23 protein-coding genes are annotated in these 24132 nt (G+C 58.7%); 15 read left to right on the forward strand and 8 right to left on the reverse strand.

Features of this window, described 5'->3' with window-relative positions:
* Positions 1-32 precede the first annotated feature (32 nt).
* From CGK93_RS11035 to CGK93_RS11075, 9 genes are all read left to right on the forward strand, one after another.
* A complete protein-coding gene (locus CGK93_RS11035) occupies positions 33-1196 on the forward strand; it encodes an FAD-dependent monooxygenase (RefSeq protein ID WP_157731758.1) in 1164 nt (387 codons plus the stop codon).
* 47 nt (positions 1197-1243) lie between these two features.
* Positions 1244-2197 (forward strand): alpha/beta fold hydrolase, encoded by a 954-nt coding sequence (locus CGK93_RS11040; protein ID WP_089594861.1) that lies wholly within the window; start codon positions 1244-1246, stop codon positions 2195-2197.
* Positions 2190-2954, forward strand: coding sequence for an SDR family NAD(P)-dependent oxidoreductase (locus tag CGK93_RS11045; RefSeq protein WP_089594862.1), 765 nt, complete (start codon positions 2190-2192; stop codon positions 2952-2954). Before CGK93_RS11040 ends, CGK93_RS11045 begins: the two co-directional genes overlap by 8 nt.
* Before the next feature lie 37 nt (positions 2955-2991).
* Positions 2992-3816 carry an SDR family NAD(P)-dependent oxidoreductase gene (locus CGK93_RS11050; RefSeq protein ID WP_089594863.1) on the forward strand — a complete coding sequence of 275 codons (825 nt, stop codon included), beginning with the start codon at positions 2992-2994 and terminating at the stop codon, positions 3814-3816.
* Positions 3817-3884: 68 nt separating this feature from the next.
* Complete coding sequence (locus CGK93_RS11055; RefSeq protein WP_089594864.1) at positions 3885-4259, forward strand: hypothetical protein; 375 nt, start codon at positions 3885-3887, stop codon at positions 4257-4259.
* Positions 4229-4783: an MBL fold metallo-hydrolase gene (locus CGK93_RS11060; protein WP_157731760.1), complete on the forward strand. Its 555-nt coding sequence runs from the start codon at positions 4229-4231 to the stop codon at positions 4781-4783. The genes CGK93_RS11055 and CGK93_RS11060 overlap by 31 nt, the downstream gene beginning before the upstream one ends.
* A 2-nt stretch (positions 4784-4785) precedes the next feature.
* Positions 4786-5184, forward strand: a complete 399-nt coding sequence (pcaC, locus tag CGK93_RS11065; protein ID WP_089594866.1) for a 4-carboxymuconolactone decarboxylase — start codon at positions 4786-4788, stop codon at positions 5182-5184.
* A 49-nt stretch (positions 5185-5233) separates the two neighbouring features.
* Entirely contained in the window at positions 5234-6085 is an 852-nt protein-coding gene (locus CGK93_RS11070) for an NAD(P)-dependent oxidoreductase (RefSeq protein WP_198318426.1), read from the forward strand.
* Between the two features lie 12 nt (positions 6086-6097).
* On the forward strand, positions 6098-7270 hold the full coding sequence (locus tag CGK93_RS11075) for a serine hydrolase domain-containing protein (RefSeq protein ID WP_089594868.1): 1173 nt from the start codon (positions 6098-6100) through the stop codon (positions 7268-7270).
* Positions 7271-7459: 189 nt separating this feature from the next.
* Here CGK93_RS11075 and CGK93_RS11080 read toward each other — a convergent pair whose 3' ends face one another.
* The 8 genes from CGK93_RS11080 to CGK93_RS11120 all read right to left on the reverse strand — a co-directional run bounded on the left by CGK93_RS11080 (position 7460) and on the right by CGK93_RS11120 (position 16124).
* Entirely contained in the window at positions 7460-8986 is a 1527-nt protein-coding gene (locus CGK93_RS11080; RefSeq protein WP_442857036.1) for an NAD-dependent succinate-semialdehyde dehydrogenase, read from the reverse strand.
* A 104-nt stretch (positions 8987-9090) separates the two neighbouring features.
* Positions 9091-9834, reverse strand: a complete 744-nt coding sequence (locus CGK93_RS11085; protein ID WP_157731762.1) for an SDR family NAD(P)-dependent oxidoreductase — start codon at positions 9832-9834, stop codon at positions 9091-9093.
* Between the two features lie 493 nt (positions 9835-10327).
* Positions 10328-11176 carry a bifunctional methylenetetrahydrofolate dehydrogenase/methenyltetrahydrofolate cyclohydrolase FolD gene (gene folD, locus CGK93_RS11095; protein WP_089594872.1) on the reverse strand — a complete coding sequence of 283 codons (849 nt, stop codon included), beginning with the start codon at positions 11174-11176 and terminating at the stop codon, positions 10328-10330.
* A 1-nt stretch (position 11177) separates the two neighbouring features.
* Positions 11178-12080 carry a formyltetrahydrofolate deformylase gene (purU, locus tag CGK93_RS11100; RefSeq protein WP_089597393.1) on the reverse strand — a complete coding sequence of 301 codons (903 nt, stop codon included), beginning with the start codon at positions 12078-12080 and terminating at the stop codon, positions 11178-11180.
* Complete coding sequence (locus CGK93_RS11105; protein WP_198318427.1) at positions 12067-13353, reverse strand: aminomethyltransferase family protein; 1287 nt, start codon at positions 13351-13353, stop codon at positions 12067-12069. Before CGK93_RS11105 ends, purU begins: the two co-directional genes overlap by 14 nt.
* 84 nt (positions 13354-13437) lie before the next feature.
* Positions 13438-14502 carry a maleylacetate reductase gene (locus CGK93_RS11110; RefSeq protein ID WP_089594873.1) on the reverse strand — a complete coding sequence of 355 codons (1065 nt, stop codon included), beginning with the start codon at positions 14500-14502 and terminating at the stop codon, positions 13438-13440.
* Positions 14503-14515: 13 nt separating this feature from the next.
* Entirely contained in the window at positions 14516-15385 is an 870-nt protein-coding gene (locus tag CGK93_RS11115) for a dioxygenase family protein (RefSeq protein WP_089594874.1), read from the reverse strand.
* A gap of 154 nt (positions 15386-15539) precedes the next feature.
* Positions 15540-16124: a TetR/AcrR family transcriptional regulator gene (locus CGK93_RS11120; RefSeq protein WP_089594875.1), complete on the reverse strand. Its 585-nt coding sequence runs from the start codon at positions 16122-16124 to the stop codon at positions 15540-15542.
* Between the two features lie 430 nt (positions 16125-16554).
* Between CGK93_RS11120 and CGK93_RS11125 the strand changes: the two genes are divergently transcribed.
* The 6 genes from CGK93_RS11125 (at position 16555) to CGK93_RS11155 (ending at position 23396) form a co-directional block, all read left to right on the forward strand.
* Positions 16555-16962 carry a nuclear transport factor 2 family protein gene (locus CGK93_RS11125; RefSeq protein ID WP_157731764.1) on the forward strand — a complete coding sequence of 136 codons (408 nt, stop codon included), beginning with the start codon at positions 16555-16557 and terminating at the stop codon, positions 16960-16962.
* A 195-nt stretch (positions 16963-17157) separates the two neighbouring features.
* The gene (locus tag CGK93_RS11130; protein WP_089594877.1) at positions 17158-18510 is read left to right on the forward strand and encodes an MFS transporter; all 1353 of its coding nucleotides are present in this window, start codon (positions 17158-17160) and stop codon (positions 18508-18510) included.
* A 2115-nt stretch (positions 18511-20625) separates the two neighbouring features.
* On the forward strand, positions 20626-21075 hold the full coding sequence (locus CGK93_RS11135; protein ID WP_157731766.1) for an SdpI family protein: 450 nt from the start codon (positions 20626-20628) through the stop codon (positions 21073-21075).
* Positions 21076-21171: 96 nt separating this feature from the next.
* Positions 21172-21822, forward strand: a complete 651-nt coding sequence (locus CGK93_RS23560) for a hypothetical protein (protein ID WP_232481612.1) — start codon at positions 21172-21174, stop codon at positions 21820-21822.
* Positions 21823-21900: 78 nt separating this feature from the next.
* A complete protein-coding gene (locus tag CGK93_RS11150; RefSeq protein WP_157731770.1) occupies positions 21901-22452 on the forward strand; it encodes an SdpA family antimicrobial peptide system protein in 552 nt (183 codons plus the stop codon).
* Entirely contained in the window at positions 22449-23396 is a 948-nt protein-coding gene (locus CGK93_RS11155) for a sporulation-delaying protein SdpB family protein (protein WP_232481648.1), read from the forward strand. Before CGK93_RS11150 ends, CGK93_RS11155 begins: the two co-directional genes overlap by 4 nt.
* The last annotated feature ends 736 nt before the right edge of the window (positions 23397-24132 follow it).

The raw sequence follows: 24132 nt of genomic DNA on the forward strand, positions 1-24132 counted from the left end.
ATGCTTTGAAGACTGAAAATACGGTTGACGTTGTGGTTGCAGGTGCCGGGCCGGTCGGGCTGACCCTGGCCTTGTTTCTTGCGAGGGCGGGCAGAACCGTTACGGTGCTGGAACGTGAAGCGGGTCCAAATGAAGCCCCCCGGGCGATGGTCTACTTACACTCGCTTCTTCCCGACCTGGCTGGAATCGGCATGCTGGATCCGATGAGAGGCGTCGGGTATGAAGATCATGAAGGTCTTAATCTGCACCTTGCCAGCACCGGGGAACTCATCAGCATCCCCAACACGGCGCTGGAGGGGGAGGTTGACTATCCCTTCAATGTTCATCTCGGGCAGGGGGAGTACTGCCGGCTGGCCATCGCGCAGCTCATGGACATGCCCAACGTGCGGCTCAGATTCAACTCTGAGGTAACGGGCTTTGCTGACAGCAAAGACGGGGTTTCTGTCCAGGTTGCGGGAGAAGATGACGTTACTGCCCGCTATCTGGTCGGGAGCGACGGAGGCCAGAGCCTTGTCCGTAAGCAGCTCGGAGCAACCCTCGAGGGCTTCACCTGGACCGACCGTTTCGTCGCTACGAACGTCCGCTTCCCCTTCGAGAGCATGGGCTTTTTCGGCTCCAACATGTACGTTCATCCGGAGATCGCCTGCATTATCTCGAGAATCAACAGCGACGGACTCTGGAGGGTCACCTACCAGGAACCTGAATCGCTTCCCGTTGAAACCGTCGAAGACCGGATTCCGGAACACTTCCACAAACTCACGGGAGGTCGGGATGTCGACGTTGTTTCCTTCAATCCTTACCGGATGCACCAGCGCCTTTCCACAAAGCTCCGCTCGGGGAACGTCATTTTGGCGGGCGACGCGGCGCACCTTACCAACCCAACGGGTGGGCTTGGGTTGACCACGGGGTTGTATGACGTGGTGCTTCTGCAGGAGACTCTGCGCGCTGTCCTTGACGGCGCCGACGAGGACGCTCTTGATTACTACGAGGCGGAGCGTTCGCGCGTTTTCCGTGAGGTTACCTCGCCCAACGCCTCGTCATTGAAGACCTTGCTGTATGAGTCCTCAACACCGGAACTGCTTGAGCAGCACATAGCGCCGATTCGTCAGCTGGCGGGGACCGAGTCTGGACAACGCCAATTCCTGCATGGATTGGACGCCATGAGAAGCCCGGCTCTGACGGCGGCAGCACGGTGACAGAAGGAGCACCTCCCAAAGGCGAGACCTTTGAAGGAAGGCGGGGAATGTTTTGGGTCGCAGGCGACGTCCTGAAAGTCGATTCCGGGACTTTTCAGCGCGGTCCGCTCTTCGTTGACTGGCAGGAACCGGCGAACGTGACCGGCATGCCGTTGGTCCTTATTCATGGGGGTGGCGGTCAAGGCACTGACTGGCTAACGACTCCGGACGAGCGTCCCGGGTGGGCAAGTCTCTTTCGCCAGGCCGGCCACACCGTCTATGTCGTCGACCGCCCTGGGCATGGCCGCTCGGCTGCCCACCCGGATGTTTTTGGGAACCCTGGGCAGCCGGCGAGCTACGAGGGGGCAGCCTACGTGTTCGCTGGTCCTGGTGCGACCGCTGACCATTCCCAGTGGCCCTGGGGGAGGTCTCCGGGGGACAGGGAGTTTGATCAGTTTGTGGCCTCCGGAGGCTACCTGTTGGCGGACTGGGCGGAATCCCAAGACCTGGACGCCCGACGCATCGTCGAGCTCCTCGAGCGGGTGGGCCCATCCGTCCTGGTCGCACACTCGGCTGGTGCTTGTGCTGCATGGCTGGTAGCTGCACGTCGCCCGGAACTGGTTCTCGGGATTGTCGCAATCGAACCGGCGGGGCCGCCATTCGCGTCGGTTCCGGGTGTCGGACACCTGGCGTGGGGACTGACCGCCGCACCCATGGATAGTTTCCCGCCGCTTCCCGTCGAAGATCTGCCGCGTTCGCGGGGCGGTTGGACTGTGCCAGCTCTGGCAGGTCTGGACGTCTTGGTCGTCAGCGGAGAAGCTTCGCTCATGGCCCCCGCGGCGGCGTCCGTCACGGAGTTTTTGGTTGAGATCGGGGCTCACGCACACCATACGGCCTTGGAAGACCTCGGCATTCATGGCAACGGCCACGGCCTCATTTTTGAACGTAACTCGGCTGAAACGATCAAGCCGGTTCTTGAGTGGATAAACCGCATTGATTGGAAAGGAAACGATCATGGTTGATCAAATATTCGCTGGGCGTGTTGCATTGGTGACAGGGGCCGCATCCGGCATCGGTTTTGCAACGGCAAAGCGGCTGCTGGACCGCGGGGCAACAGTGTGGGCGACGGACTTGCGCCAAGAGGCCCTTGAGGAGGCCTACCAGGGTGTAGCTAACGCCAACATTTCTCCATTGGACGTCACCGATAGTGCTGGCGTTGACGCACTTGTGGCGCGGATATCCGATCAGTCCGGTGCATTGCATGTCGTTGTCAATGCCGCCGGCGTACCGGCACACCCCAGGCACGGCATTCCCACTGAATTTGACCTCACCAGAGTTACCGACGACGACTTCGACTTCGTGATGAGAGTCAACCTTGCCGGTCCGTTCTACGTGATCCGCGCCGCGATTCCTCTCATACAGAAGAACGGCGCTCAGGGAGGTTCCATCGTGAACATCTCCAGTGTGGGCGCGCTGATGGCCGTCTCCATTCATGCGCCCTACGTTGCCAGCAAGGCCGGCCTCCTCGGCCTTACCCGCACTCTGGCGCACGAGTATGCCAAGGACAATATCCGAATCAATGCAATAGCTCCAGGCTCCACGGACACCGCCATGGTTCCGACCGATCCGGAGTTTCGCAAGTTCGCCGCAGACTTTTCACCGCTGCGACGGATTGCCACACCTGACGAATTGGCAGCGACGATCGTATATCTGGCCAGCGATGACGCTGCGTTCATGACCGGTCAGACCGTCTCGCCAAACGGCGGCTCTTACATGTAATGGGCACCGCACACTATAGGAAGGGCAACGCTAAATAATGAGTTCTTACACAGGGCGCTCTGCTGTGATCACCGGTGCAGGTGCTGGCATTGGCCGCGCAGTAGCCATTTACCTGTCCAGCTTGAACGTCAACGTTGTGCTGGTGGATGTCGACGGCAATGCCGCGGAGGAAACAGCGAGTCTTGCGACCGGCCAATCCCTTGTTGTCGAGGCGGACATTTCTCGGGAAAGGGACGTTGAACGATACCTGGACGAGGGAACCGAAAAATTCGGGCCCCTCCAGATGCACCACCTGAACGCGGGAATCATCAGCAGCCTCGGTGGACTGCCCACCGTGAGCGTTGAAGAGTTTGACAGGGTCATGGCCGTCAACGTCAGGGGCGCTTTTCTGGGTATCCGCGGTGCCATGAGGCGGCTGGAAACGGCCGTTCTTCCGGGGTCAATCGTGGTCACAACGTCGATCCATGGGCTTCGCGCCAGCAGCGATCTGATTGCCTATCAGGTTTCAAAGCACGCCCTTGTTGGTCTTGTGCAGGCAGCAGCTATGGACGCGGCCCCGTGGAACGTGAGAGTAAACGGGATCGCGCCAGGCATCATCCCCACTCCAATGGATCCAGTGATCAGGGCGGACATGCAACGACGAGCAGGCACTGTGCCGATGCGTCGAAGCGGGGACGTCACTGAGATTGCGGACGCAGTGGGCTTCCTGCTCAGTGACGCCTCGACCTACATGACGGGGCAGATCCTGTCTGTGGACGGCGGTGCTTCCATCGTTAACAGCGTGCGTCCCTCGGGCGGCGCGGGGGCCTGGGATCCTTCAGAGATCACCAGGGCTCCTTATTCGGCACCTAACGGTTCGTAGTCCTCGGTCTGCGAGAAGCCAATCGCAATTTCCGTGAACATAAGCACGCAACCCAACTGTGAGGACGAATGCAGAGGATGATGGCGGACGAGGGCCTGCGGTCCCGTGAGCAGAAGCGTCAGAAATTGGCGCCCCTCAGCGGGGACGAACAGTACGCTGTGTACGCGGCACGTTACGGCACTCTCGAGACTTCCAAGGACCGGCAGTTCCTCAACTTCCATGTTTATGGCGAGCCTGATGAGCCGGTGACCCTTGATTACTTTTTTTGGGTCATCCGAAACGAGAACCGAACAGTTGTCATCGATACCGGATTTGATGAAGCAGTCGGTGCCCGGAGAGGGCGAACGGTACTGTCATCCGTACCGGAGCTCCTGGCCGAAATGGGTCTACCCGCGAAGGACGGATCGACGTCGTGCTCACCCACGGCCACTACGACCACATAGGCAACGTCGACTATTTCACGCAGGCACAGTTCTATATGTCCTCGACTGAATTTCAATTCTGGACTGGTCCCACATCTCGACACGCAACGTTTGCCCATCTGGTTGAAGCGGCCGAAATTGACGAGCTGCGACGCCTTGATGAGCAAGGCCGCCTTACCAAAGTCGACAGTACGACCGACCTTGCCCCTGGCATCCGCCTGACAGCACTGGGTGGACACACTCCGGGCGAGCTGGTGGCCTCGGTCCAAACAGCTGACGGCGTCCTCTTGTTGGCTTCCGACGCCGTGCACTTCTATGAGGAGCTGGAGCAGGGCCGCCCTTTCGCGCACATGACTGATTTGGTGGCTGCCCACAGCAGCTACGACGTCATCCGCGAAGGCCTGCGAAGTGGCGACATCAGCCGGGTAATTCCTGGTCATGACCCCAAAGTCCTCGACGGGGCGGGCGCTACTTCGTCGCCATTCATCGTTTCGCTGAGTCCCTCCCCGAAAACAACCCCAAAACCCAACACAAAGGAGCAGTAGCAATGCCACAGCACGAGACCCACGCCGAGACGTATGAGAGCGGCTTGGCCATCAGAAAGTCAGTCCTTGGCGAGAAGCATGTCGAGCGGTCTTTGACCAACACGACCGAATTCAGTCGACCGATCCAAGAACTGGTTACGGAATACTGCTGGGGCGCCGTGTGGGGACGCCCTGGCATACCTCGCCAGACACGCAGTCTGATCAATATCGCGATGCTAACTGCCTTGAACCGTTCCCATGAGTTGGCTGTTCACGTCAGAGGAGCCCTTACGAACGGAGTGACGCGGGATGAGATTCAAGAGGTCCTGCTGCAGACAGCCATCTATGTGGGTGTACCCGCGTCGCTGGAATCCTTCCGCATCGCAGAAAACGTGTTCGCGGAGGTAGACCGTGACGGATAACAACACAAGATCGGTTTCTTTTATTGGTCTCGGGAACATGGGAACGCCGATGACGGAACGGCTTCTGGCTGCCGGAATAGGGGTCCATGGTTTCGACTTGAGCCAAGAGGCCGCTGCGCGCCTTAAGGAAGCCGGCGGGTATGTCTACCCGTCCGCATCTGAAGCGGCTGCGGCCTCCGAGACCATCATCCTCATGCTCCCGAATTCCGCTGTCGTCGCTTCGGTTCTTTCAGAGCTTCGAGAAGCGGGAGCCTTGCGAGCCGGCGGCTCAGTCATCGATATGAGTTCGTCCGAACCATTGCGGACCATTGAACTTGCGGAAGAACTCGCAGACCTTGGCGTCCTCTTCGTGGACGCGCCCGTCTCAGGTGGGGTGATGGGTGCGAAGTCCGGGAATCTGTCCATCATGTGCGGAGGGAATGCAGAGAGCGTAAAAGACCTTCATTGGCTGTGGGCTCCCATGGGCAAGGCTTACGCTGTGGGTCCGACGGGTGCCGGGCATGCTGCCAAGGCTCTGAACAACCTCTTGTCAGCGTCCCACTTCCTGCTCACCAGTGAAGCGGTCGCGCTCACAACGAGGCTCGGAATTGACCCGGGGACCTTCATTGACGTCATCAACCACTCCAGCGGCCGCAGCGGGTCCTCGGAGGTGAAGTGGCCAAAATTTGTGCTCACGGAAACCTATAACTCTGGGTTTGATGCACGACTGATGGTGAAAGACGTAGCCATCGCAGTGAATCTCGCGAAGGCGTTGGGGCTAAGGAGCGCCACGGCAGAGGCCGTCGCTGATTCGTGGTCACAGATCCTTGACGAGTTGCCCCCCAATGCTGACCACACCGAAGTGGCGCGCTACGTCCTGGAACGGGCCACGCTATCCACGACTCGAGCAACGACAGAGTAGCCAAGGTACAAAATGACTTCCTCAACAAACGAGGCCACCGCCATCCTCTGTTCCGACACCATGTCAGCAGACCGACTTCGTGTCCTCATTGAACGCGTGACTGAGGACACTGACAAGGGCAGCTATCACGGGGCAGCACTGAAGATCGCCAGACATGGAGAATTAGTACTCGACCTGGCCGTCGGATACGCCGACGCACAACGGACTGTCCCCCTCCGGACAGACTCGGTATTCAGCGTCTTCTCTATCACCAAGGCTTTCATCAACGTCCTGACCCTGAAATGGATCGAGCGTGGAAGGTTCGCCCTCACCACCAGAATGTCAGAGCTTGTCCCGGAGTTCTCCGGGCCGCCCCGCGACCGTGCCACCATCTTCAATTTCCTCACGCATACGACAGGTCTGCCGGGAGTCTGGGAGCCTGCGCCGGCCCTCTACTTGGACGTGCTGGATGACGCGGTAGAGGCCGTTGTGAAGTACGTACGAGGCACGTCAGAACCGGGTACGAGATGCGACTACTCTCCAATGGCAGCCCACGTATTGCTCGCAGAGGCGATACGCCGAACTGATCCGCAGCACCGCACCATCGCGCAGATCCTCGACGAGGAGATCTTCGTTCCACTGGGCATGAAGGATACGGCGCTCGGTATCAAACCTCACATGCGCGACCGCCATATCGTGCCTGACATGCGAGGCGTTGTGCCCATCAAGTCGCTGTCACGAACCGCCCCGGGCGACTCAGGACTGTTCGTCGCAGAATCCAACGAAGCGACCTGGGCGGGCGGGGCCTCAACAACCATGGATCTGATGCGCTTCGCCGAAATGCTTCGGCGAGGTGGGGAGGGAATTGTCTCCCCTCGAATGCTCGCCCTTGCCCGCAGGAACTGGACCGGAGACATGCCCAACGAACTATATAAGACGGTGGCCCTGCAGAATGACTACACGGTCCCACCTGCGTATCTTGGCCTCGGATTCAACGTTCGAGGGCAGGGCATCGTCAACACGCAGCTGGGAACTCTGACCAGTGAAGAGACATTCGGTAATTACGGTGCCGGCAGCGCCCTCTTTTGGGTTGATCCGGCCTTGGACCTGGTCTTCGTGGGGCTGACCTCGGGGCTATTACCGCAAGCCGACAACATCGAGCGCTTCCAACGACTGTCTGACATGGCGGTAGCGGCGGCACTCTGACCGAGCGAGGCAGGCGGTCACCGCTGCCAGCATTCCAGCACCCGCGGCGTTGGTCGAAAGGCAGGACCCCTGACCGATCAAGACAAGAGCACAAAGGGCCCGGCCCCCGGAACTTGTGGTTCCGGGGCCGGGCCCTCGCGTGTGTCAACCGTTCTTGTTGCGAGAGCGGCGGACCGGATCCTGTGCAGCCTAGTCGGCGTACGGGTCCGCGATACCTACGTACTGGGTGTAGAGGTACTCTTCGATGCCTTCGGAGCCGCCTTCGCGGCCCAGGCCGGACTGCTTGACGCCACCGAACGGTGCAGCAGCGTTGGAGATCACACCGGCGTTGAGGCCGAGCATGCCGGTCTCGATGCGTTCGCTGATGCGCAGGCCGCGGTTGAGGTCCTTGGTGAAGACGTAGGCAACCAGGCCGTATTCGGTGTTGTTGGCCAGACGAACGGCGTCGTCTTCGGTGGAGAAGGTGATGATCGGCGCCACCGGTCCGAAGATTTCTTCCTTCAGGATGCGGGCGTCAGCGGCCACGTTTTTCAGCACGGTGGGCTGGTAGAAGTAACCGGGACCGTCGACGGCGGCACCACCTGTGACTGCTGTGGCACCTCCTGCTACGGCTTCGGAAACCAGGGCGTGCACGCCGTCGCGGGCCTTGCCGTCGATCAGCGGGCCAACCTTGGACTCCGGCTCGGTGCCGCGGGCGGTGGTCAGCGCACCGATCTTGGCGGCGAACTTCTCCGCGAAGGAATCGGCGATGGACTCGTGCACAATGAAGCGGTTCGCTGCGGTGCAGGCCTCGCCCATGTTGCGCATCTTGGCGGCGATTGCACCTTCAACGGCCTTGTCCAGGTCAGCGTCCTCGAAGACGACGAACGGGGCGTTGCCGCCCAGTTCCATGGAGGTGCGCAGGACCTTGTCAGCGGCTTCACGGATCAGGGCCTGACCCACCGGGGTGGAGCCGGTGAAGGAGATCTTGCGGAGGCGGTCGTCCTTGATGAGCGGACCCGTGACGGCACCGGCCGTGGAGGTCTGGATGACGTTGAGGACACCAGCGGGCAGGCCGGCTTCCTGCATGACCTGTGCGAAGAGCAGGCTGGTCAGCGGGGTCAGGTTGGCGGGCTTGAGCACCATGGTGCAGCCAGCAGCCACGGCCGGGGCGATCTTGCGGGTGGCCATGGCCAGCGGGAAGTTCCACGGAGTGATCAGCAGGCAGGGACCCACCGGCTTCTTCTGCACCAGGAGGCGGTTCTTGCCATCCGGAGCTGCGGAGTAGCGGCCGGACACGCGCACGGCTTCCTCGGAGAACCAACGCAGGAACTCGGCACCGTACGTGACTTCACCACGGGCTTCGGCCAGGGGCTTGCCCATTTCGAGTGTCATCAGCAGTGCAAAGTCTTCGGCACGCTCGGTGACCAGTTTGAAGGCACGGCGCAGGATTTCGCCGCGTTCGCGCGGTGCGGTGCGTGCCCAGTCAGCCTGGGCGGCAGCAGCGGCGTCCAGTGCAGCGGCGCCGTCTTCAGCACCGGCGTCGGAGATGCTGAGCAGGACCTTACCCGTTGCCGGGTCCTCAACATCAAAGGTCTTTCCGGATCCGGCCGGGCGCCACTGACCGTTGATCAGCAGGCCGGTAGGGACGGAAGCCAGCAGGCTCGATTCATATGCGGCGTCTATCGACAAAGTTGCCTCCGGTGAGGGGGATGAATTTGGATCTAAATACTTCATTTGGGCATTGACCGTTATTGTCGTGATGGTTAGCGGCATCTCGCTCTCGCGGCAGAGACGTCATCCGGCACCGCTTGCGGTTTCCTGCGAGGGACGGAATGGCGTCACAGACCTCCGTCAACGGCCAGGAGGTGACCGTTGATGTACGACGCGTCCTCGGAGGCCAGGAATGAAATGGCGGCTGCGATGTCTTCTGGTTGGGCCAGCCTCTTGAGGGCATTGAGTTGTCTGCGCAGCTCGTAGCCCTCGTCATCCACTACTGTCTTCGCCCCCACGGTTGGCACAGCTCCTGGTACCACGGCATTAACACGAATCCCCTGGGGGCCCAGTTCTCTGGCAGCCTGGAGTGTCAGACTTTTCACTGCACCCTTGACCGCGGAATAGACACTGCTGCCGTATGGCCCGCGATCAGCAGCAGGTGAGGAGATGTTGATGATGGTTCCGGTTCCGCGGCTCTTCATGGCTTCATAGGATGCCTGGATTGTCCAGAAAGCTGCTTTGAGGCCGATGGCCAGCATGCCGTCCAATAAGTCTTCGTCGACTTCTTGAATCGGTACGTAGCGCAGCCACATGGCGTTGTTAACGACGACGTCAATCCGATCAGTTCGTTCCAGCACCCCTGCGAAGGCGGCGAACACCTGTCCGCGATCAGTGACATCTACAACGTGTGATTCGGCACTGCCGCCCTTGGCGACGATTTCTTCTTGGGCAGACTTTCCGGTGGTCTCATCCAATTCCAGAATGACGACATGGAATCCGTCGGCAGCGAGCCGTTGAGCCGACGCCTTACCGATTTCTCGTCCTCCGCCGGTTACGACCGCGACCGGCAGGCTTGGTTCATTAGTCATTGGTTTCCATTCGAGCTTGAGGCTCCGGGCCGCCGAAGATTGCGTGCCCGTAGAGCGACTTTGAGTGTGTCCACTAAGAGCGGGGAACACGCCGCCGGTTTCTGCCGGTCTGCGCGTCCCCGCGGAATCGACGTCAGATCGGGTGCTGCGGAGACCCGTGATCATCTTCGATCAGCAATTCCAGCTGATCGGAACGATGGTAGAGACGGCGGGAAGCACCATCTGAAACGATCCAGGCCATGGCCCCGTCGGGGGTTACTTGGTCGATTCGTCCACGCGTATCGGGCCATCCGGCTTTCCGGGTCCAAACTATCTGTCCGCTGTCCAGGTGAGCCCAGTCTCTGACAGGAATCAGTTCGTCCTGAAACGCCGGATATCCCGTGGCCGCAATTGAACCGTCACTGGCTGCATTTCCGTTTTGGCTATCTTGATGCACGAGGGTTCTCCTTCCGAGCCTCGGTTTAAGGCGCACTCCGGTGAGGGTACGAAGGTGTCATGACTGGAGCCACGCCGCCTTGAGTGTGTTTCGGAGCAGTTCGGCTATGGTCATTGGCCCCACACCGCCGGGAACTGGTGTGATTCTTGAGGCTTTGCCTTGAGCGGCGTTGAAGTCGACGTCGCCGATGAGGCCTTCGGGAGTGCGGTGGATGCCGACGTCGATGACAACGGTTCCTGGGGCTATGTGTTCGGCGCCGATCAGATGAGGAACACCGGCTGCTGCTATGAGGATCTGGGCTTGGTGTGTGGTGGCTGCCAGGTCCTTTGTTTTGGAGTGCGCGATGGTGACGGTTGCGTTCTTTTGTAGAAGGAGTTGTGCCAGTGGTTTACCGACGAGGTCGGAGCGTCCGACGACCACGGCGTGGGCGCCTTGGAGTTGGACTCCTTCATCTTCCAGAAGTGACATCACTCCGGCTGGGGTGCAGGGGATGAGTCCTTCGATGTTTCTGGCGAGTCGGCCTGCGCTGGTGGTGGTGAGCCCGTCGACGTCTTTGTTCCAGGGAATCCTGTCGATCAGTGCTTTGGCATCCAGATGGGCGGGCAGCGGGAGTTGGAGCAGGATGCCCGAGACGGCCGGGTCGTTCGCCAGTTCATCGAGTGTTTGGGCCACCTGTTCCTGAGTGGCGTTTGCTGGCAGGCGACGGTGGTGGTCCTGAATTCCGGTTTCCCGTGAGAGTTTCCGTTTGCTGTTGACGTAGACCTCGGAGGCCGGGTCGTCGCCGACAAGCACCGTAGCAAGACCGATGGGCCGACCGGTGGAGCGCTTGAAGTGCTCCACCTCGGTTCGAACCTGATCACGCAGGCGGGCAGCAAGTGCCTTGCCGTCGATGATTTGAGCGACCATGTCAGAAGACGATCGTTGTGTTGCCGTCGCGCATGACCTTGTCCTGACAGTGCCAGGTGACGGCTCGGGACAGGACTCCGCGTTCAACGTCAGCGCCGGAGCGCATCAGATCGCCTGTGGAGTCGCGGTGGGATACCCGGATGACGTCTTGTTCGATGATGGGTCCCTCATCCAGGTCCTTCGTGACGTAGTGGGCTGTGGCACCGATGAGCTTGACGCCGCGGTCTTTGGCTTTTTGGTACGGGCCGGCGCCGATGAACGAGGGCAGGAAGGAATGGTGGATGTTGATCACCGGGACCTGCACTTCTTCGAGGAAATCGGCTGAGATGATCTGCATGTAGCGGGCCAGAATCACGAGGTCAACGTTGCCGTTGAGCAGCTCCAGATGTTTCCGCTCCGCGTCCTTCTTGTCTCCGCTGACCGGGACATAGAAGTAGGGGATATCGAAAGGGCGGACTTGGTCGGCTAGATCCGGGTGGTTGGAGATGACCATGACGACGTCCATCGGAATTTCCCCTCGCCGGTGCCTCCAGAGCAGGTCCAGCAGACAGTGGTCTGTCTTCGAAGCGAAAATTGCTACTCGCTTGCGTTTGGACGCATCGGTAAGTTTCCAGTCCATTTGCAATGGCTCGGCGAGTGTGGCCTGGATGTCCGCTTCTAGGCCTTCCCGGCGGGCAGCGAGACCGGGAAGGTGGAATACGGTGCGCTGGTAGAGAGTGCCGTTCTCGGGGTCGGTGGTGAACTGGTCGAGGGAAATGATGTTTGCCCCATGTTCCCCGAGTAGTTGCGTCAGTTGCGCGACGATGCCCGGCTTATCGGGACAGCTCACCACCAGCCTGCCGATGTCTTTGGTTCCGTTGGTCGTGGCTGCCTTGGCCGGAAGGGTAGAGCTAGATGTTTGCAAGAAGATCACCTCGTGATTTGTCGGTCTTGTAAGGGGCGGGGCGGACGACTGCCCGTATTGCTTTTTGGGGGTGTCCAGGGGCACCCCAGATGACTGTCACCTGAGTGCCTGGCTCAGCGTGAGCGACGTCGATGGTCGCCAGGGAGAGCATCTTCCGGAAGTAGTACGAATACCCGCGCGAAGTCGCAACACCGACGAGGTTGCCATCGATCTCGACCCGATCGGCCCACATGAATCCCCGCTGATCCCGCGGCATTTCCATGAAGTCATAGTGGTCCCCATCGTGGAAGAGGGATGCCTGGACGTCGGCGACATCCTCGCCGTTCCATTCGAGGGTTCGGATCACGCGACTAGGGAAGGCCTTTTCGGCAGTCAAGGCAACACGTCCCAAGAATTCATGATCGGTGTTGATGACCTTTCCCCAGCCCAGCTCCACTGGGCTGCGGTAATACTCGCTGATCTCCTTACCGTGATAGCTGCCGGCGATGTACGCCGGCTGCGCAAACGCCGGCATGGCGGATCGGAAATATTCAAGATAGTCAGACATATCCTCATCGAAGATGGCAGGGATGTAGTCCGTGGCGATGGTGGGATAGCAGGCTTCAAGATGGTTGATCAGGGCCACCCTTCCGCCGAGTTTTCGGATGCCGTGGTCCTTGCCTGCTGTGAGCACCGCATCGTAGATTTCCTCCGCGATGTCTTTCGGGCCTTGGAGCTCGAAACCAACTTCTCCGGCCATGCCTTGCCGCAGCGCGTGGATCTTGTGCCCCGCAACTGTGACGGGTACGGCATACATGTATTTGGCTTCCAAAAGTTCCTTGGAATCAGTCAGTTCATGAAGGACTTTGATTGCGTTTGGCCCCGAGACCTGGAAGATGAACCAGTCCTCACGGGTCACACGTGCATCGTAGTTTCCTCGCTCCAGGTTGAAAGCAGCCCAGAACCCTCCGCGGCCGTGAACCACAAATTCCTCGTCACCAAACCGGGTAAGGACTCCTTCGTGGATTACCTTGCCGTCTTTGTTGGTGTGGATCGCGTGTTTGGACTGGCCGATCTCGAACTTCGTGTAGCTGTTCACCGTAATGTCAGAGAAGAGCTGCAGCGCGTCCGGGCCAGTGAAGCGGTGCTGCCAGAGGAAAGACCAGTCACCTATGTAGCAGGTCTCTTTCCATGACAGGCTCTCATCTAGCCAGTCGGTATATTCAGGTTGCCCGAAACGGCTCCAGGCATACGTTTCGGGGGCCTTGCGCATTGATTCGACGGTGTACGTCATTGTTGCCACCTTTAATAGTTGGTTGACCGAAGGAGCTCCGCCCGGTTCTCGCGGTGATCGGTTCTATGGGACAAGTTGCTGAGGTCACGCAGGGACGGGATCTCCGTTCAAGGCAGCGGTGAGTAGTTTCCTAACTCCGTCTGCGGTTACTTCGCGCGGGTTTGCGTAGGGGTTGCGGGTTGCCAAATCAACAGCCGTCGCGATTTCTTCGTCCCTGAGCCCGAGTTCACGCAAGGAGGCAGGAGCCCCCAAGTCGAGGCTGAGTTGCCTTAGATAGGCGGCTGGGTCCTCGGCGCCCGTTGCCCGTTGCAGGGCTGCGAGTGCGTGCGGGGCCGACTTCGCGTTATATGCCAAGGCGTAGGGTAGAACGACTGTGTGGGTTTCGGCGTGGGGAAGATTGAACGTGCCGCCCAGGGTGTGGCAAAGCTTGTGGTGAAGTGACATGGTCGTGGCGCCCAGAGTGGCTCCGCAGAGCCAGGCTCCGTATAGCGCCTCGCTTCGATGGTCGATGTTGTCCGAGTCTGCAGCGACGCGTGGCAGAGCGCCCACGAGCGAACGGACGCCTTCCTCGGCCATGAGGGAAATGATGGGGGAGCCATCCGGGGCGTACAGAGCTTCGACAGCGTGAGCGACGGCATTGAAGCCGCTCGTGATGGACATGCCAACAGGCAGGGATAGCGTTAGTTCGGGGTCGTAGATAACGCTGGTGGGGAGCACTCGTGAATCCTTGCCCGTCTTTTTCACACCGTCCGCGGTCAGTCCCCAGACGGGGGTCATTTCTGATCCGGCGTACGTGGTGGGCAGGGCTATGATCGGCGTGCCAAATTCGAGGGCGATGGCCTTTCCCAGGCCGGTGGTGGAGCCTCCGCCTACTGCGACGCAGCCGTCGGCGCCGGCCTCGTTGGCGTACCTTTGAGCATCGCGGGCCGTTTCGATCGGGACGTGCATTTGAGCCTTGGCATAGACCCCGACGCTGAGCTCACCCAAAGAATCGGAGATCTCTTGGGCCAGATCTTTTTGATACTCCGTGGCGAGGACGAGAACTCTCTTGAGGCCGAGACTGTTGACCTCGTCCGCGAGCTTTGACCGATAGCCGGCGCCGAAGCTGACGCGCATAGGCAGGGCACTATAGAAAAACGAATTGGACATGGATGTCTTCCTCTTAGGACTCGGGGTGCAGGACAATGTCGAAGTGACCGTGTCGGAAAGGTGAAGGGACGCCGTAGCGTTCGGCTTCCTGGCCGTCCTGTTCCTGAACGAAGTCTTTGACGAGTGACCCTTTCACCGCGAAAACGGCGTCAGAGTCGATGTAGTCACTTCCCGCAATGAATATGTGGGTGGTCAATTCCCGGAATCCCGGTGCAGTCACGAGGAAGTGGATGTGTGCTGGGCGGTAGGGGTGCCGGCTGGTGGCCTTGAGTAGTTCGCCGACTGGTCCGTCAGTAGGGATTGGATAGTGCATAGGGATTACGGATCTGAAGTGAAAGCGCCCTTCGGCATCTGAACGCAACAATGCGCGGCCGTTTCCGACGCTCTGAATGGCGGGCTGCTGGACGTCGTAGAAGCCTTTGGTATCCGCTTGCCAGATGTCGATGGCGGCATTCGGGATAGGAGTTCCGTCAACGGCACGGATTCTTCCGCTTACCACGCAACGTGGGCCCTCCGACTCGGGCGAGATATCGTCCCCAAGCTCACGGGCCGGGGACTCGACCATGTGAAACGGTCCCAGCACAGTAGAATCGGTCGCCTCTGGCGTTTCCTGGCCGTTAAGGGTTTCCACGAGCATAGAGACGCCCAACACATCCGAAAGCAGAATGAATTCCTGCCTCACATCGGTGCAGGCCTGACCGGTGCGCGACAGAAAGTCGACTGCTTGTTCCCACTCCTCGATGGAGGGGGCTACATCCACCACAAAGGCGTGCAGATGAGTGGTCAGGCTTGTCAATATCTGCCGAAGCCGCTCGTCCGAAGTGGACGAGAAGCTCCGCACGACTTCTGAAGTTAGGGCGTCACCATCGACGTTCTCTGCCATTGTTTGCCTTTCCCGACGAGCGCTCGGCGCTCTGGCTGCGCTACTCTGCGCTTCTAAAACACTAGTCTATCCACTAGACGTGCATCTAGTAAAGAGGAGAAGTTGGTTCCCGACATCGCTTTTCGAGGGGAGCTCGCGGCCAGCATCGCCGTTGTCAGTCGATGCGCCAGGAAGCAGTCAAGGCCTCGAGTAGATGTTCGCGCTCAATCGGCAGGCCCCCATTGATCCAGAAATAGAGCACCCGCTCTAGTTCGATCAGTCTCGTTAGTACCAGGGCGCTTGCAAATTCACCCCCGCCCACTGCGCGGCGGTAATTTGCCATGCCTTCGGTGACACGGGTCATTCCTTCAATCCACGCCCCGCTCAACTCCGGCTCAAGTGCCAGGGCCTGTATGGCGGTGGTGGCTGCCCGTCCGCGTTCTTCCCAGTGCTTGACGACGTTCTCTACCCAAACGCGGATGACTGACCCCGAAAAATCGCCCTCCTCGTCAAGGGCTTGGAATAGGGCGTTAACCTCGGGAAGTTCACGCTCGTTCCATGTCGCGAGCAAGGCCTCGGACTTGTTGCCGAAATGCAAATAGAAGGTCGCTCTACTAGTGTTCGCCGCACCTACGATCCGAGCGACGGTAGTAGGGGCGAACCCCAACTCCGCGAACGCTTCGCGGGCCGCGTCCAGTAGCCGCTGTCGTGTAGCTGCCTGCTGTTCCTGTCGAAGGGTCAGGACTTGATGAGAAGTCATGCCTATACTGTATCCGACTAACGTCTATTCACTTGATGTCCGTCTACCGAAGGATTTCTCGCGCTTTGGCGCCAGGAGACGAAGGCTTGAAGCGGCTCGTCTTCGCCTAGGCCCATCGGCCGCGATCGTCCCGGCGCACGCCAGAACTCGGTCGAACAACCCCCTCTGGTCGCGGCCGCCCCTTTTGATTCTTGGTGACCGGGCGATTGGGCCAACTTTCAGTTCGTTAGACGAAAGTACATTTGATCTATTGAAGTCTAACGAACATTCCGGCATCATGGCTGAGTCCGGCGCTCCAGCACGGCTAAAGCCCAGCGTCGGTGTTTTGTTCGTAGCGAATGCGCAGTACACCTCGAGTACCAGCTGGCTGAACTTCCTCCTCCAGGCCATGACCACACTCGACCAACCCCAAAGTAGAAAGTGCACTTTCATGGGTACACCCGATCAATACCTCCAAAGTGAGGCAGTCGCATCAAAGTTCTTTACTGCGATGAATACCATGGACCCGGATATAGTCGGCGAAATAATTACAGAAGATGCGCGCTATAAGATGCCGTATGCCCCACAAGGCCTGCCACAGCTTATTGTGGGGAAATCCGATTTCCTAGGCTTCGTCAGCATGATCAAACAGGGAGCGGAGCAAGTCCACCCCGCATCGCCAGTGCTTCATGACATTCAACTCAACGCGATCAACCGTGACGCCTCTGTTGTGTACGCCGAATGGAAATCTACGATGCGCCTACTGCCCTCAGGTGTTGTTTACAGCAACACCTATGTGGGCGGCTCACGATCGCTAACGGTGCAGTCTGCGAATTTGTTGAGTGGCAAAATCCGGTGACCGTCATCGAGGCGTTTGGCGGCAGCGTAATCCCGCCGGAAATTCCAGGACTTTGAAAGAAGCGGCACCATCGAGTTGGTCAGACAAACCCTCAGCCAGACCAATCGCCGTGCCGGCCGATGCGCCGCCGCGCAGCCCCTTCCAACATATGAACTTCCACTCCCCATCTACTCAGATGTCAGAAGGATCCGTAACATGCTTGATCGACCACGCCGTCTGCTCTACGCCAAGATACTCTGGCATGTCCTCCCCTTTGTGTGCTTTCTGCAAGTACTCGCGTTCGCGGATCGGGCGGCAATCGCATATGCCGCTCCGAACGGGATGAACGAGGAGCTCAATCTGACCGCCACGGCTTTCGGGCTTGTTTCAGGGATCTTCTTCGTCGGATACATCCTTTTCGAAGTGCCCAGCAACTATCTTCTTCAGAAGTTCGGCACGCGAATGTGGCTCGCCCGGATCATAATAACGTGGGGCCTCGTCCAGAGCTTGACTGCCTTCGTTCCGGACGGGTTTTGGCTAAATGTACTGCGCGTGCTGCTTGGGCTGGCAGAGGCCGGTTTCGTACCAGGCGTGATGGTGTACCTCAGCGGCTGGCTTCCCGGTCCCCGTCGGGCCACCGCATTTAGCATTTTCGTGATGATGACAGTCGTCGCGTCAGTCGTCGGAGGACCAGCTGTGGTTGCTCTGATCAACTTGGGCCACTCTCTGGGTGGCTTCTTGTCAGGCTGGCGCTTTATGTTCCTGATTACCGGAATCCTCCCCATTATCGCTGGCCTCCTGCTCTTCCGGATGATGCCAGAGTCGCCTGCAACGGCGCGATGGCTGAATCCGCGCGAGAAGGAAATGGTTGCCCAGGATCTGGCAAAGGACCTTCCCGTAAAAGGTGGCCACACCTTCCGGGACGGGCTCCGGAGTCCCCGAGCATGGCTACTCGGCCTCGCGTACATCTCAATGCCGTTCTCGGGTTACGTGGTTACGTTCTTCCTTCCCACCATCCTGACGGAGCTGTCGAAATCTTCAAATGCAGGATTGGACTCGTCCCAGATAGCCCTGCTTAGCTCGATTCCGGCAATCGCAACCGCCGTAACCATGATCGTCGTGACTTGGACGACTGCTCGCTTCGGACGGCTCGGATTGCACGTACTCATAATCACCTTGACGGGCGCTACGGGCGCTGCGGTGGCCTTCGCCGTGCATCAACCTGTCCTCGCTTTGGTGGCGCTTTGCCTGGTGCAGATCGGTTCACTTGCCAGTAACGGGCTCGTCTATTCGATCCTCCCGAAGGTCCTTCAAGCTTCTGCCTTCGCGGCGGGCGTAGCGCTCGTGAACTCTGTCGGCAACATCGGTGGATTCAGCGGACCGTTCGTGATGGGTTCCATCAAGGACGCTACTGGAAACACCGACTTAGGGTTTCTGCTGATCTCTGCACTCTTCACGATCACGGGGATCATTATCTTCTTCGTCGACCGAAGTGCCTCGCGAGTGCAACGCCCCGCAGAACCTGTAGCTGTAGAGGTCGCAACGACAGCTGGTCTCCCCAAACCTTGAATTCCCCGGTCTGAACGGCCTGACTAAGCGCCGTTCAAGTGGGTCAAAGGGTTACTCAGCTCTGTTGCCGCAGTTCTTTCAGCATCCCTCCAAGGACGTATTCGACCAGTTGGATGAGGTAGGCACCCCTCCGCTGGCTTCTGCTGCCCGGCGGACGAGGGCGGGGAGACGTTAAAGGCTGCCTCGGCCCCTACCTATCCCATCGATATGACCGCCGGGCTGGTCAAGGGCGTCCTGGCCTTGGTTGTGGCGTTGAATAGGAGTTCCGTGAGATATGCCTTCGTGGGTCTCTGGGATTGCAGGGGCGGCGTGATCCTAGAGGAGGCAGCTAATTCCACTTCCGCAGTTTGTACGCCGATAATCGATGTTCTGTCGTCGGGTCGGCCGCCGGTCCTGTCGTGATGCTCGGTGTCGTCTCCGCCATGTTCTTGATGAAGGAGGGCAGTCACTGTGTTGGATATTTCATCGTTCCGGCGGGCAGAGTGTGGTCGGAGTTGGGTTGTTCGACCGGCCCGAAAGGGTGCCAACGATATGGCAATTGCCAGAGGCATCAACGCCAATTCTCAAGCGCCGGATACGATTTCACAGGGGATGAGTAGGGCCCTCATTTTCGGTGGTCGGTCGAGCAAAAGGAAGTGTGGACAGTGTCCACACTTTCCACCTCGGACTGCCCCGTACACCCATCGGATTGCCCCGGATTCCGCATGTTTCCGCCGCTTCCGAGCGTTTCCAAGGCTTGGAATCACGTTCGAGTCCCACCTCGGGCACGGCATACCCCCTCGTCAGAGGGGGTTTTTGCTTTAACGTGTGTACATTCTGGGTGGTCAGGTTCTTCTGACACTGGCCGCGGGGTGTGCCTGGCGCCGCGGGTCGCCTGTTTGGTTGTGGGGGAGCGGGTTTAGGGTCGTGGCTGGTCGGCCCTCCGCTTGCTCTGAACTGGGGTTATGCGTTCCTCTCCTGGTTCTTCAGGTAGGTCGTGGTTGGCCTACACCTCTTCATGGGTAGGGGGACTGAGGGCAACATGACTTCGAGAACCTACGTCAAGGACACCAACCATGGCCTCGCTCTTGGGTGGGCGCCTTGTGCAAGGTCATGGCGGTGTACCGACTGCGGCTGTCGGCTGTGTTCATGCCGTATTCTTTCGTTTGGGCACAGTAGAGGCCGGCTCAGGGGTCACCCATTGAAAGAGTTGAGATTGAGCGGAAGTCCCAAAATCCCGGACCGGTAACGGTGCGAAGTTGAACCTCCTGGCATTTAGCCGGGGCCTGTCTAGTCTGGGCGCGTCCATGACGACAGTGGCTTTGATGCTGGCCTTCCAGGCGGCCGGGGCTTAAACGTGGACTGTGGCTCTGTTGTTGTGCTTAGCCTCTTGTCAGGTGTCGTCCTGGGGCCGCTTGTCGCCCGTGGCTTGACCGCGTCGAGACCACAAGATCCTGGCAACCACGTAGACCCTGCGCGGTTGCATCGGCATTGCCATTGCCTTCACGTCCGACGTCACCGGGCTGTTGGTGCTGCTTGGGGTGGCCTCTGTGTGTCTGTGATCGATGGTCCAGCGATGACATTACTTGTGCTCGAGGTCCAGAAGCCAGGCTGGGGCCCATGACAGCCATCGCCCGGATGTAAGCGTTCCGCGGCGTGGGTATCGTTCTGGGCCCGTTGTTGGCTGGTGTGCTCGCGGACCGGCTCGGAAGCAGGATCGTACTGCTGATCGGCGCTGGATTATTCTGGCTTGTCGCCGCGGTCATCGTGATGATGGGTGTGCGCCGGCACCCACCTGAGAACAAGGCGCCGACACAGTCTTAATAGTTCAAGCAGGTAGCCGCCGGCCCGCCACCTTGCCTGAGGTGAAGACTGTGGGGTTGGAAGTGAGCCAGCCGTGATCAAGTTAGTACTCGGCCCCGGTTTCAGTGACGAGGGCATAGACCTCGGCTTTGTCGGCGGAGCTGAGGCCATCTCCAGGGTGGGTCCGTTCCGACCCCTGCAAGACGAATGCAGCTCCGCCGACGAGTCTTCTCCCTATTTCGCATGTGATAACTACTGACTGAAGGCGGGTAGTGGTCGGAGCCAAAGCAAATCAGCGGCTGTGATTTGCGACGGGCTACGGCCGATGTTAGCGTGGCATTTCAATCTGGAGTTTCCTCGGTCGTCCGAGTACGTAACAGTGAAAGGATCGTTTTGGGGGCGGTTTTCAGCACGACAATGTTCACGATTGCGTTCTTGGTTGTAGCAGGCCTACTTCAAATGCTGGCATCGCAGGTTAAGTCCGGCGATTCGAAGCCTAACTATACGTTTGGCATCCGCTCAAAGGCTACTCTGTCGTCTGAGCGTGCATGGAACGCTGCACACACTTCGGCGCTAGGTGCCCTGAAAGCTATTCCGGTGATGCTCATCGGCTTTGTGGCAACACTGTGGGTCATATTCGCAGTACTACCTAAGGATGATTCAAGTGTTCCGTGGATCTTCTTCTCGGGTATGGGGTTCACGGCCATCATGGTGGCCCTGCTCATGCACATGTACTACAAAGCTGATTCGCTGGCTAGACGCATTACTGAGGGCGATGAATAATCCAAAGCGGTAATCAGTCTACAACTAAATTTCTTTTCATTAATATTGGGGGATATTGTGTTTTATAGTTCGTCAAGTCGAACGTTTCGCATCAGCGTGGCTATGTTGCTATCTCTTCTGCTCGGCCCGGTTGGTATCTCGTCCGCTCAAGCATCTGTAGCTACCACTGTTTCAACGAAGAAAACAGATTTCCGAGGAAACTACAGCTCCGAAGATGCGCTCCGGCTTCTCCTGGCTGGTATCGGACCATTGGCCGAAAGTAACCCACGATTGCTTAGCCTGCTGGGTTTTGCCGCAGATCGTCCGGTCCCAACTCTTGCCGAGGTTGACCCGATCGTTCAGGACTTCCTGGTCTATTACCCTGAGTTTAGTTCCGAAGTACTGCCAAAGCTCCGCTCCGGAAAGCCCCGCTCGGTAGAGGCTGGCCTGGCCACTTTCACGCAAAAGTTCTATGACTACCTGGCCTACCGCAAGGCGATAACCGATCCTCAGGATGCGCAGCAAGTCACGCCCTATGGGTGCGGCGTGACATGGACATGTGCAGCGGTGGCTGCCTTCGTAGTGGCAAACGGCGCCTTGTATGCCAACGTAGCGGTTGCGACCTTCGTGGTCGTCGCCGGTGGCGCCGTTTTGGTTTTGCTAGTAGTTCCCGGCTATTTGGCAAACAAGGACTACATGACAACGGCAGGTGTGGAAGAGATCGGGCGGGACACCGCGATTGCAGAACTCACACGAGCGCTGCGATGAACTCGTCACTCCTATCCCTGAACTGGCTACCTGCCCAGACCTGCCATGACCCTGCATGACCCGTCACAGAGATCAAGAATGGCGGTGCTTGCGGGAGTAATTTCTCTAGCACTGTTTGGCGCCTTCTTCGCGCTTACGATCTTCTACGCCATGCCCAGCAATGTGTTAGCCGTGAAGGAGGGGGAGTCCCTTCGCCGCACATTGGTGTCAGTTGCACCCCAAGCGTGGGCATTCTTCACCAAGCCGCCCAACGATCCGGAATACGCCGTCTATCAGCTCCGAGATGACGGATCCGTAGAGTCGTTGATGCAGACTCCACAAACCCGGCCCGAAAACTACTTCGGACTAAGTCGTAAACAAAGGTCGCAGGGGCCGGAGCTGGGCGTGATTGGTAACACCATAAAGGAATGGGCCGATTGCAGCCCCGACGGCGGTCGACAGGAATGCCTCGAGAGGGTGCGATCCCTGGAAGCCCAGATCGTCGACAATGACTCACCGGTTGCTTCCGTTTGCGGCCGGATAGTAATTTTTCAGACCAAAGCAGTCCCATGGGCTTACCGGGAATTTGAATCAGAAGCCCGGTTTGAAGTTAAAGGTGCGGTTGTGGATTCGAGATGCAAGGCGCGATGAGAATAATATCCAGTCTGAAAAATGACATCTGGTCATTCAATCCACAATCCCGAATCATTGCTGTCGCCAGGAGCGGTCTGGCGCTCTCCCAGGTACTGACACTCCTACTGACACCAGCACCCTACCTCTACTCGGTTCCGATTCTGGGACAGCCTTCAACCGGACAGTGCACCCGTGCACTGGAGAACGTATCGTTATTCTGCATTGCGAGCGAGCTCTCGGATGAAGTTGTGCAAGTCTTGATGATTATTGGTCTAATCGTTGTGACTTCCGGGTTTCTTCCGCGATTTACGTCAATTCTCCACCTTTGGCTTTCCTACTCATTTGCCCATACAGTTGCCCTACCTGACGGTGGCGACACGGTATTGGTTTTCACTACTTTTTTCCTCGTGTTTATCTCTCTACCAGATAACCGGCTTTGGCACTGGTCGCAAGGCCACTCACGGTCCACTACCAGGTTCGGTGCGTGGCAAGGAATTTCCTGGGCCGCACATTGGGCTCTTAGGATCCAGGTTGCGTATATCTATCTGCACAGTGCGTTGGCAAAACTGAGTGTTGAAAATTGGAGCGAGGGAAGCGCCTTGTACTACATAGTTCGCGGTGAGTTCTTTGGAACTGCGAACTTTCTTCAAAGCTTCGTTTTCTTCCTTACATCCGTTCCTATCGTTGCCCTAACACTTAGTTGGGGAACGATGATTATGGAAGCCGTCATTGCAGGAACCCTTCTTAGCAGGCGACCCATCGTGCAGACCGCAGGGTTCGTCGCCTGCGTCTTGTTGCATGTCGGCATCATCATGTTCATTGGGATCTGGTCCTTCGCACTGGCCATGGTTTTTTCCGTAATGATTGCAGCGTCGCGGGGGCTGGGTCCTGTCATGATCAAGCTCTTGTCGGAGTTGCCCTTCAAAGCGAGTCCGCGCGGCAGGCCGGCGCCCATCGCTTGAGCAGTGAGCCGTCTGGAGGTTGCCCAAGCCAGTGCGGCGATTCGAGACCGGACCGTTGTCTGTGCCGGCCCGTCATTGGGCCCCAGCCGGACGATTCGTCGGGCGTCTATCATCCGCTCTTCAAGGTGAAGCCTGCTTTGACGCTCCCCGCATTGACTGCGACCCGAACCCGGGTGTGGACAATGTCCACACCCTCCGCCCCGGACTGGCCCGTACACCCACCGGATTGGCCCGGATTCCGCATGTTTCCGCCACTTCCCCGTGTATCCAAGACCCGGAATCCCGTTCGAGTCCCACCTCGGGCACAGCATACCCCCTCGTCAGAGGGGGTTTTTGCTTTAACGTGTTGACAGCTGTTGACAGGAGCCTCTGATGTGGTGCCGGCTGTCGCCTGGCCATCGGCTGGCCTGTTCAGTTGTGGGGGAGCGGGTTCAGGGTCTTGGCTGGTGGGCCCTCCGCCTGCTGTGAACTGGGGCTATGCAGTCCTCTCTGCGTTCGTCCGGTAGGTCGTGGTTGGCCTACACCTCTTCATCGGTAGGAGGACTGAGCGCAACATGACTTCGAGATCCTGCGGCAAGATTCTTGGTTTTGGCTCGTTGATGGAGTCAAGAGGCTTGACTCAGGAGAGCTTTGTCAGCCCAAAGGGGGTGTGGACATTGTCCACACCTAAATCTTCTTTATTGAGCCTGATCACAGCCATTTCCTCCCTCTTGTTCGGCCTACATCTACTCATCGC

The organism is Arthrobacter sp. YN, from assembly GCF_002224285.1.
Classification (GTDB): Bacteria; Actinomycetota; Actinomycetes; order Actinomycetales; family Micrococcaceae; genus Arthrobacter.

Coding starts and splice junctions, on each gene's coding strand:
- pcaC (WP_089594866.1), top strand. CDS start 4,786: ATGCCACAGCACGAGACCCACGCCGAGACGTATGAGAGCGGCTTGGCC.
- CGK93_RS11080 (WP_442857036.1), bottom strand. CDS start 8,986: ATGAAGTATTTAGATCCAAATTCATCCCCCTCACCGGAGGCAACTTTG.
- CGK93_RS11050 (WP_089594863.1), top strand. CDS start 2,992: ATGAGTTCTTACACAGGGCGCTCTGCTGTGATCACCGGTGCAGGTGCT.
- CGK93_RS11070 (WP_198318426.1), top strand. CDS start 5,234: ATGACGGAACGGCTTCTGGCTGCCGGAATAGGGGTCCATGGTTTCGAC.
- CGK93_RS11120 (WP_089594875.1), bottom strand. CDS start 16,124: ATGACTTCTCATCAAGTCCTGACCCTTCGACAGGAACAGCAGGCAGCT.
- CGK93_RS11130 (WP_089594877.1), top strand. CDS start 17,158: ATGCTTGATCGACCACGCCGTCTGCTCTACGCCAAGATACTCTGGCAT.
- CGK93_RS11075 (WP_089594868.1), top strand. CDS start 6,098: ATGACTTCCTCAACAAACGAGGCCACCGCCATCCTCTGTTCCGACACC.
- CGK93_RS11115 (WP_089594874.1), bottom strand. CDS start 15,385: ATGGCAGAGAACGTCGATGGTGACGCCCTAACTTCAGAAGTCGTGCGG.
- CGK93_RS11040 (WP_089594861.1), top strand. CDS start 1,244: ATGTTTTGGGTCGCAGGCGACGTCCTGAAAGTCGATTCCGGGACTTTT.
- CGK93_RS11085 (WP_157731762.1), bottom strand. CDS start 9,834: ATGACTAATGAACCAAGCCTGCCGGTCGCGGTCGTAACCGGCGGAGGA.
- CGK93_RS11110 (WP_089594873.1), bottom strand. CDS start 14,502: ATGTCCAATTCGTTTTTCTATAGTGCCCTGCCTATGCGCGTCAGCTTC.
- CGK93_RS11150 (WP_157731770.1), top strand. CDS start 21,901: ATGGCGGTGCTTGCGGGAGTAATTTCTCTAGCACTGTTTGGCGCCTTC.
- CGK93_RS11055 (WP_089594864.1), top strand. CDS start 3,885: ATGCAGAGGATGATGGCGGACGAGGGCCTGCGGTCCCGTGAGCAGAAG.
- CGK93_RS11155 (WP_232481648.1), top strand. CDS start 22,449: ATGAGAATAATATCCAGTCTGAAAAATGACATCTGGTCATTCAATCCA.
- CGK93_RS11045 (WP_089594862.1), top strand. CDS start 2,190: ATGGTTGATCAAATATTCGCTGGGCGTGTTGCATTGGTGACAGGGGCC.
- CGK93_RS11125 (WP_157731764.1), top strand. CDS start 16,555: ATGGGTACACCCGATCAATACCTCCAAAGTGAGGCAGTCGCATCAAAG.
- folD (WP_089594872.1), bottom strand. CDS start 11,176: ATGGTCGCTCAAATCATCGACGGCAAGGCACTTGCTGCCCGCCTGCGT.
- CGK93_RS11105 (WP_198318427.1), bottom strand. CDS start 13,353: ATGACGTACACCGTCGAATCAATGCGCAAGGCCCCCGAAACGTATGCC.